Origin of the sequence: Streptomyces sp. NPDC048352 (assembly GCF_040651895.1) — a bacterium.
Taxonomy (GTDB): Bacteria; Actinomycetota; Actinomycetes; order Streptomycetales; family Streptomycetaceae; genus Streptomyces.
In genome coordinates, this window is the sequence record NZ_JBEZKZ010000084.1 from 23,384 (window position 1) to 31,242 (window position 7,859).

Annotated in this window: 5 protein-coding genes; 1 reads left to right on the forward strand and 4 read right to left on the reverse strand. The window is 73.2% G+C overall.

Annotated elements, in window-relative coordinates:
- Positions 1-6: 6 nt before the first annotated feature.
- Positions 7-2,262, reverse strand: a complete 2,256-nt coding sequence (locus AB0D45_RS29870; protein ID WP_362464759.1) for a cache and HAMP domain-containing protein — start codon at positions 2,260-2,262, stop codon at positions 7-9.
- Positions 2,263-2,375: 113 nt separating this feature from the next.
- Complete coding sequence (locus AB0D45_RS29875; protein WP_362464745.1) at positions 2,376-3,599, reverse strand: CapA family protein; 1,224 nt, start codon at positions 3,597-3,599, stop codon at positions 2,376-2,378.
- Between the two features lie 153 nt (positions 3,600-3,752).
- On the opposite strand from AB0D45_RS29875, the gene AB0D45_RS29880 reads away from it, so the two are divergent.
- A complete protein-coding gene (locus AB0D45_RS29880; RefSeq protein ID WP_362464747.1) occupies positions 3,753-4,649 on the forward strand; it encodes a hypothetical protein in 897 nt (298 codons plus the stop codon).
- 54 nt (positions 4,650-4,703) lie between these two features.
- Here AB0D45_RS29880 and AB0D45_RS29885 read toward each other — a convergent pair whose 3' ends face one another.
- Complete coding sequence (locus AB0D45_RS29885) at positions 4,704-6,254, reverse strand: M28 family metallopeptidase (protein WP_362464750.1); 1,551 nt, start codon at positions 6,252-6,254, stop codon at positions 4,704-4,706.
- A gap of 180 nt (positions 6,255-6,434) precedes the next feature.
- On the reverse strand, positions 6,435-7,559 hold the full coding sequence (locus AB0D45_RS29890) for a DUF5937 family protein (protein ID WP_362464753.1): 1,125 nt from the start codon (positions 7,557-7,559) through the stop codon (positions 6,435-6,437).
- Between the last annotated feature and the right edge of the window lie 300 nt (positions 7,560-7,859).

A 7,859-nucleotide genomic window follows, 5' to 3' on the forward strand; every position in this document is an offset into this window, starting at 1 on the left:
GGCGGATCAGTTCCTTCCGGCCGGGTCGGAAGGCGCTCCGCCGGCCTGCTTGCGCTGGTGCTGCTGGAGCTGGAGCTGCTGGCGGATGATCTCCAGGCTGCGCGTGACGGCGCCGACCTCGTCGTGGTGGCGGGGGTAGAGCACCGTGCGCCGGTCGCCGCCGGCGAGGGCCTCGGCGCGCCGGGCGAGTTCGCGCAGCGGCGCCACCACGACGACCTGGAGCCAGCCCAGGCAGGCGGCGCCGACGGCGAGGCCGAGCAGGCCGGCGAGGACGGTGCGGTTCTGCAGGCTGTATTCGTGGATGGCGAGGCCCTTGGCGGACTGCCAGCTGACCACGGTCCAGTCCAGCGGCTTGGCCGCGCCGCCGCCGACGAAGGGGGCGGCGGCCGCGATGACGTGGTCGCCGCCGCTGCGGTACAGGATGCTGCCGGGCCGGGGGGACATGCCGACCTTGAGGGCGGAGCCGGTGACCAGGGCGTCGAGCCGTTCGTCGTCGAGCTTCTCGAAGGCGCGGTAGCCGCTGTTGGAGCCGATGACCCGGTGCTTCGCGTCGACGACCCGGATCTCGCCGAGGCCCGGCCGCTTGAGGAGGGAGTTGAGGAAGTCGATGCGGAACTCGCCGACGACGGCGGCGCCTTCCCGGCCTGGGATCTCGGCGGTAGCGACGATCACCGGCTCCTTGGCGCCGTCGTAGAGGGTGACGGGCTCCTTGCGGGGGCCCTTGCCGAAGGGCGCCCGGGGGTGGCCGCCCGCCTGGGCGAGGGCCTTGCCGTCGGGGTCGAGGACGTAGAGGGAGCCGTAGCGCAGGTGCTCCTGGGCGGTGCGTTCCAGGACCGTGGCCATGTGCTGCGGGCTGGTGTCCTTGTCCATCAGGGAGGCCACGGACAGCAGGTCGGCCTGGCCCTCGTTGAGGGCGCGCCGGATCCGGTCGTTGAGGGTGTCGGTGCGTTCGCGCTGGTCGTTGACCAGCTGCTGCGGTACGACGACGTCGTCCCCGGCCCGGTTGACGAGCAGGCCCAGGGGCGCGCACCAGGCCAGGAGCAGCACCGCGCACACCGCGAGGAGCGTACGGGCCCCGGTGCGGCGCCTTCGCGCGCGGGCGGGCGGGGCGGCGGTGGCGCGGTCCGCGGTCCGCCCGTCCATGAGATGGCCGCGCAGGCGTTCCAGCGCGGCGGCGATCCGGGCGGCCTCGGCGCCCCGGGGGACGGTGACGGGGCGGGTGAGGTCGCCGCGCGTCAGCCGCCGGCTCTCCAGGAACAGGCTGATCAGCGGGCGCTGCACGGTCGCCACCAGCAGGGCGACGACGAGGGCGCCGACCAGCAGCAGGGCGGCGGCCAGGGCGAGTCCGGCGAAGGCGTCGGAGGTGCGGGCGGGGTTCTGGGCGACGTTGACCATGGCGACGACGGTCAGTTCCAGGCTGGTGGCGTGGGTGCCGACGCCCGGTTCGGGCCCGGCGAGGCGGGCGTAGCCGGCCGCGGCGCGTTCGCCGCCCCACTGGCCCCCGGTCAGGCTGCCGCTGACGCCGGGGAAGCCGCCGGAGCCGGGCTCCTTCACGGTCAGGGGGTGGGCGCGGGCCTTGCGGGCGGCGGTCCTGGAGAAGGAGGCCAGCTGCTTGGTGTCGCGTTTGACGTCGGCGCGCTGGAGGTCGGTGAGGACCATCTCCGGCTCGGGGATGCCGTCGGTGCTCAGGACGGTGCCGTCGGCGCCGACGACGGCGATGCTGCGGAAATTGCCGAGGCTGATGCCGGGGAAGCGCAGGCTGCTGGAGGCGACGAGGAGCTGCTGCGGCTGGTCCTTCCAGTCCAGGAGGGAGAGGGTCAGCAGCCGGGTCTCGCCGTTGGCCAGGGTGACCATGCGGGGGGCCAGGCCGCCCTCGCGGGAGAGCCCGCTCCGGTCGACGGCGGTCAGCGGGAGGTTCTCGCCCCGTGCGGCGAGGAGCCGGCCGGAGGCGATCTCCACGACGGCGGTGCCGCGCCACTTCTGGTAGACGCTGCCGATCCGGTCGAGCACGGCGTCGGGGGCGACGGTGGCGCCGGTGGAGAACAGCGACGCCGCCCGGTTCAGGTCGGTGACGCTCTCGTCCAGGGAGGCGCGCAGCGCGATGGCGCCGTCCTCGGCGAAGTGCTGCTGGGAGGTGAGCACGGCCTGGGGGAGGCGGTCCTCGTGGAGGGTGCCGAGGCTGAACGCGGTGAATCCCGCCAGGGCGAGCAGCAGGACCGACAGGACGGTGATCGGCGGTCTGATGCCACCGAGCAGGGACATGTCGGCCCTGCGGCGGGCCTTGCGCCGTCGCGTGGGGCGCGGAGCGGCCACAGCGGGGTCCTTCCTGGCGGGGGAGGTCGGGTGTGCGTACGTACGGGCGGTCCTGCGCGGGGTCAGTCGGGCAGCGTCCGCAGCGGCCGCAGGCCGTCCCCGGCGGCGCCGCGGTTGAGCAGGGTGCCCTGGGTGCGTTCGAAGGCCAGGCGGTAGCGGGCCCGCTGTTCCGGCAGCAGCTTCGTGCCGTCGGAGAGGACGGCGGCGATGTCGACGAGCCGGTGGTCGCGGACGGGCGCGGCGTTCGTCGTGCCGGGCAGGTCGGCGCCGGGGGTGCTCTCGGGGTCGGGCGGGATGTCGGTGAAGGTGGGCACGAAGCGGGCCCGGACGTCCCACGTGCCGTTCTTCTCGGTGAAGTCGAACCAGCCGATGGCGCCCTCTTCGGTCAGGCCGCTGGGCACGTCGTGCCGGGCGAGCTGGTTGCCGAGCCCGTACGCGACCCAGGTGCCGCCGACCTTCTCCATCGGCTGGACGACGTGGGCGTGGTGGCCGATGACCAGGTTGATCCCGGTCTCCTCGGCGATCCTGCGGGCCAGTTCGAGCTGCGGGTTGCTGGGGTTGGGCTGGTGTTCGCGGCCCCAGTGGATGGACAGGATGACCACCTGGGCGCCGGCGGCGCGGGCCTTCTTCTCGGCGGCGGCTATGGCCTTGAAGCTGGTCAGGTTGGCCAGCCAGGGCTTGTCCTTGGGGACCTCGCGCCCGTTGAAGCCGAAGGCGAAGGAGATCTGGGCGACCTTGACGCCCTTGACGTCGAGGATCAGCGGCTTGTCGGCCTCGGCCCGGTTGCGGGCGGAGCCGGTGTGCCGGAGGCCTTCGCGGTCCAGGGTGTCGAGGGTGCGGTAGACGCCCTCGGGTCCGTGGTCGAGGGTGTGGTTGGAGGCCGTGGAGCAGGTGTCGTAGCCGACGTTCTTGATCGTCTTGGCGATCTGCGGCGGCACGAGGAAGTCGGGGTAGGTCTGGAAGGGGCCGTTCGGCTCGCCCAGGACCGGCTCCATGTGGCAGATGCCGAGGTCTGCCTTGCTGATGACCGGCTTGATCCCGGCCATGATCCGGTCGAAGTCGTACCCCGTGTGGCCGGCGGCCTTCGCGTCGCGGGCGGCCTGGTCGGTGAGCTGGGGGTGGATGAGGATGTCACCCGCCGCGGCGACCGAGAAGGAGCGTCCCGTACCGGCGGCCGGGGCCTCGTCCGGTGCGCCGAGGAGGCCGCATCCGGCGAGCGCGAGGCTCAGCGGGAGGGCCAGGGCGGCGGTCCGGGAGGGGACCGGCCGGACGGGGGGCATTTTCATCCGGCTATTTTCAGCCAAGTGATGACGGTGAAACGGGCGAGACCCTTGATGATCATTGCTGCTGTTTGCGTAGTGATCATGGGAGTGGCCGTTTATGCGGCTTTTCGGTCGGGTGATTCGGGGCAAAAGGCCGCGGCACCCTCGGCTGCGCCTGTGGCCAAGGACACGGATCTCCTTCGACGGGTCACCGGCTTCACCGCCGGTTTCGAGGCGGAACGCCGTTATCGGCCACCCACTCCGGCGGAGCGGGCCGTCCTGACCGAGGGGGTTTCCGCCCTGTTCGACGGGAACACCGACCGCGCGCGGACCCGGCTGGGCGAGGTCGGCTACCGCCTCGACACCTTCACGGACCGGCCCGGCGGACGCCGTTACGCGGAGGTCGCCGAGGCGTCGGGCGGCGCCGCCGAGCGGGGGTGGGGCCGGGTGTACGCCGAGCTCGGCACGCCCCCGCGCTGGTCGGTGCAGGTCCCGCACCCCGTCGCCGACCGGGACACCGAGCGGCTCGGGGTCTCGGTGCTGCGCGGGGCGCCGGGCGGGGTCATGGTCCTGGCGGGGGCCCACCGCGAGGCGGGCGGCTCCGGGGACGGCTCGGAGGGCGGATCCCGGGGCGGTGCGGAGGGCGGTGAGGACGACGAGGGCACCGGCTCCCGGGACCCGGCCGACGTGGCGCACCGCGCCGACTCCGTCTTCCACGCCGTGGTCGCCGAGCTGACCCGCCGCGGCCTGCCCGGCGTCCAGCTGCACGGCTTCGCCGACTCCTCCGTCCCCGGCACCGGCGCCGTCGTCTCCACCGGCGCCGGCAGCGCCGCGGCCGACGACGCCCGGCGGCTCGCGGCGCGGCTGGAGGACCGGGGCGTCGAGCCGTGCCGTGCCTGGGCCGCCGCATGCAGGCTGTCGGGGCGCACCAACGAACAGGGCAGGCTCGCCGCCGCGCACGGCACGCGCTTCCTGCACCTGGAACTGTCCCGCTCCGTACGGGACGACCCGCGCCGGCGCGAATCGGCCGCCCGGGCGGTCTCGTACGTCACCAGGGGCTGGGCGGGGACATAGTCGAGGGGCCGGCACCCCGTGCGGGATGCCGGCCCCTCGGTGCCGCGCCGGTTCCTACTGCTCGACGTCGTGGTCGTGGCCCGGGCGCAGACCGCCGCCGTTGCCCGAGCCGGTGCTCGGCTGCGTGGCGACCGGCTGGGACAGCGGGGCCAGGTCGAAGGCGTAGTGGCCCACCGCGTTCGCGATGACGTCGACGTTGATGTCGAGCGCCTTCTGGTCGATGTTGGCGATGGTGTCACCCTTGCCGTGGTAGTTCACGTCGTAGGCGACGCCCGCCTGACCGCCGAACTTCGCGGCCTGCTCGGGGGTCTTGATGCCCTCGGCGCCGGTGTCCGTACCGCCCGAGGGGATGCCCGCCTCGATGAACGGGCCGTAGTCCGAGCGGCCGGTGAAGTCACTGCCCTCGTGCGGGATGTTCTGCGCGTCGAGGAAGTCGGTGATGCCCTTCTCCAGCTGCGCCGAGCCCTCCGGGCCGGGGCCCGAGCCGACCTTGTCGGAGTCGTCGCCGTCGTAGACGAAGTACGCGGCGTTCGGCGAGGCGATCATGTCGAAGTTGAGGTAGAGCTTGATCTGCTTCTTCTGCTCGGGCGTCAGCGAGGCCACGTACGCCTCGGAGCCGAGCAGGCCGAACTCCTCCGCCGACCACCAGGCGAACTTGACCTTGTTCTTGATCTTCGACTGGCTGCTCGCCAGGCGCTGCGCGACCTGGAGGATGCCCGCCGAGCCGGAGCCGTTGTCGTTGATGCCCGGACCGGCCGCGACCGAGTCCAGGTGCGCGCCGAGGAAGACGGTGTTGTCCGCGTCGCCGCCCTTGGTCTCCGCGACGACGTTGAACGTCTTGCGGTTCTCCCGCAGCTCGCGGACGTCCAGGGTGAGCGAGACCGGCCCGGCGGCCGCCTCGGCGGCGAGCTTCTCGCCGTCCTCCTGGCTGATGCCGCCGGTGGGGACCTTGCCGGCGTTCGCGTCGCCGAGGGTGCCGTTGAGGGCGCCCGCGGTGTTGTTGTAGATGACCGCGCCGACCGCGCCCGCCGCCGCCGCGTTCGCCTGCTTCGCCGCGAAGGTGCAGCCGCCGCGCTTGATCAGCGCGATCTTGCCGGTGAAGGTGCCGGACGCGAAGTCCGTGGCCTCGCAGCCGGTGGTGCCGTCGGCGTCGACCGGGACGACGGCGACGGGAGCGGTGATGCCGCCCTCGGGGCCGCTGGCCGTGTAGGTCATCAGCTTGAGCGGCACGTCACGGCCGTTCGCGCCGTTGACCTTCAGCTTCTCGGAGATCGTCTCGACGTACACGAAGTCGAACTCGTGGCGCGACACCTGGTACCCGGCGCCCTTGAGCACGGCCTCCACGTACTGGGCCGACTGGGCGTGGCCCTTCGAACCGGCCACGCGGGTGCCGTTGTTGTAGTCGGCGATCGACTGGAAGACCTTCAGGTGGTTGTTGGCGCCCTTGCCCGTCGCGTCCTTGACCAGCTTCCTGGCCAGCGCGTCGCCCCGGGCGGCGTCGCTCTGCGGGCTCGTCGCCCCGGCGGGCCCGGCGAGGAGCAGCGGGGAGACGAGGGCCACGGCCGCGAGGGCGGCGGTCGCGGTGGCTATACGGCGAGAGGGCATGAAGGTCCTTTCACAGCAGGAAGCGCCTGTGGGGGAGTGGTGGACGCACGTTAGACACCAAGGGGCGGCCCTCGCCAGACCTTTCACTGCTTCCGGTTTGTGAAATCCGGATATCGGTGCCCGTGGGAGGGGTCGGGATCCGGCCACCGTCCGGAGCCCGTCGGCCGGCGCCGGGCCGCATCAGCGCAGGATCCCCTCGATGAAATCGGAACCTATCCGCGCCACCACGGGCAGATCCAACTGATGCTGTACATAACGCCCCTGACGCCGCGTATGCGTCAGACCGGCCTTCTTCAGCACGGCCAGGTGGCGGGACACCTCCGGCGCCGATATCCCGTATACGCGGGCCAGCTCGCTGGTCGTGTAGGGGGCCCGCGCCAGGCTCCGGCACAGCATCATCCGCATGGGGTGTGCCAGAGCCTCCATCCGGCGCTGGAGCAGCTCCACCGAGCCCGGCCCGGAGGCCAGCTCGGGCGAGTCGAGGGGGTAGTGCACCACCGGCCGCCAGCCCGGGGCGTGCAGCACCAGCAGGTGCGGCCAGCCGAAGTTCGTCGGTACGAAGAGCAGCCCCGCCCCGATCAGCGGATCGGTCGCGGTGGTCCGGCCGTTGACCATCTTGTCGGCGGTGATGGTGGTCAGGCCCTCGTCCACGCTCAGCGCCGCCGAGACCTCCCGCAGCGCCGCCGGCAGCCCCTTGCGGCGCAGCACCTCCGTCTTGTGCCGGGCGTCCGCCGTCTGCCGGGGCTCCACGCGCCGCCAGGTCTCCGCGAAGAAGGCCTCGTCGCAGTCCTCCAGCAGCCGCCGCATCCACACCCGCACGCCGGCCGGATCGTCCAGCAGCCGCGTCGAGAACTCCAGCTGGCGGGGCCCGCGCGCGGCCGCCGTCTCCAGCGCCTTCGCCCGCGCCGCCTCGTCCTTGAGCGGGTGCGGCCCGCCGCCCTCGTTGTAGAGCGCCAGCCAGCAGTGCTCCAGAGCGGCCATCACGAACCGCTCGTCGTCCATCCGGTCGAGTACGTCCAGCTCCTCGGCCAGCGTCGCGCCGGGACGGCCGGTGCCGCCGGGGACACCGGCGAAGGCCATGAAGATGTCGGAGAAGGAACTGCGCCACATGAACTCGGCCTCGAGGAGCCGGTCCGCCAGACAGGGGTCGAGCGAGGCTGTGGTGGACGTCGTCCAGCTCTGCAGGCCCGGATGGTGGGCCGGCTGCGAGAGGGCGTGCAGGGCCATGCAGAGCTCGGCGAGCGGGGACGGCGCGAACCCGATCCGGTCCGCGGGAAGTCCGGCGATGTCGATGGTGACGCTCATCGCCCCATTCTCCTTCCCGACCCGCCGCGCGCACGGCCCGCCCGCAGGGGGGCTCCCCGGCCCTGCGCGGCGGGGGGCGGGCAGGGGCGGCGGGACGCGGCGGGAGTACGGGGGCCCGTGCCTCCGTATGGGGGTCGTCCGGGCGGCGCTGGGGCATTCCCGCAGGTGGGGGGCGGGGGGGCGGGGGCGGGCGGCCGGGGGGTGGCCGGGGCCGGCCGCGGCCCCCTACCCGGGGGGTGGGGGTCGGGGGCCCGGTGGGGCCACGGCACCTGCGCCGGATCAGTGGCGGAAGGCGTCCTT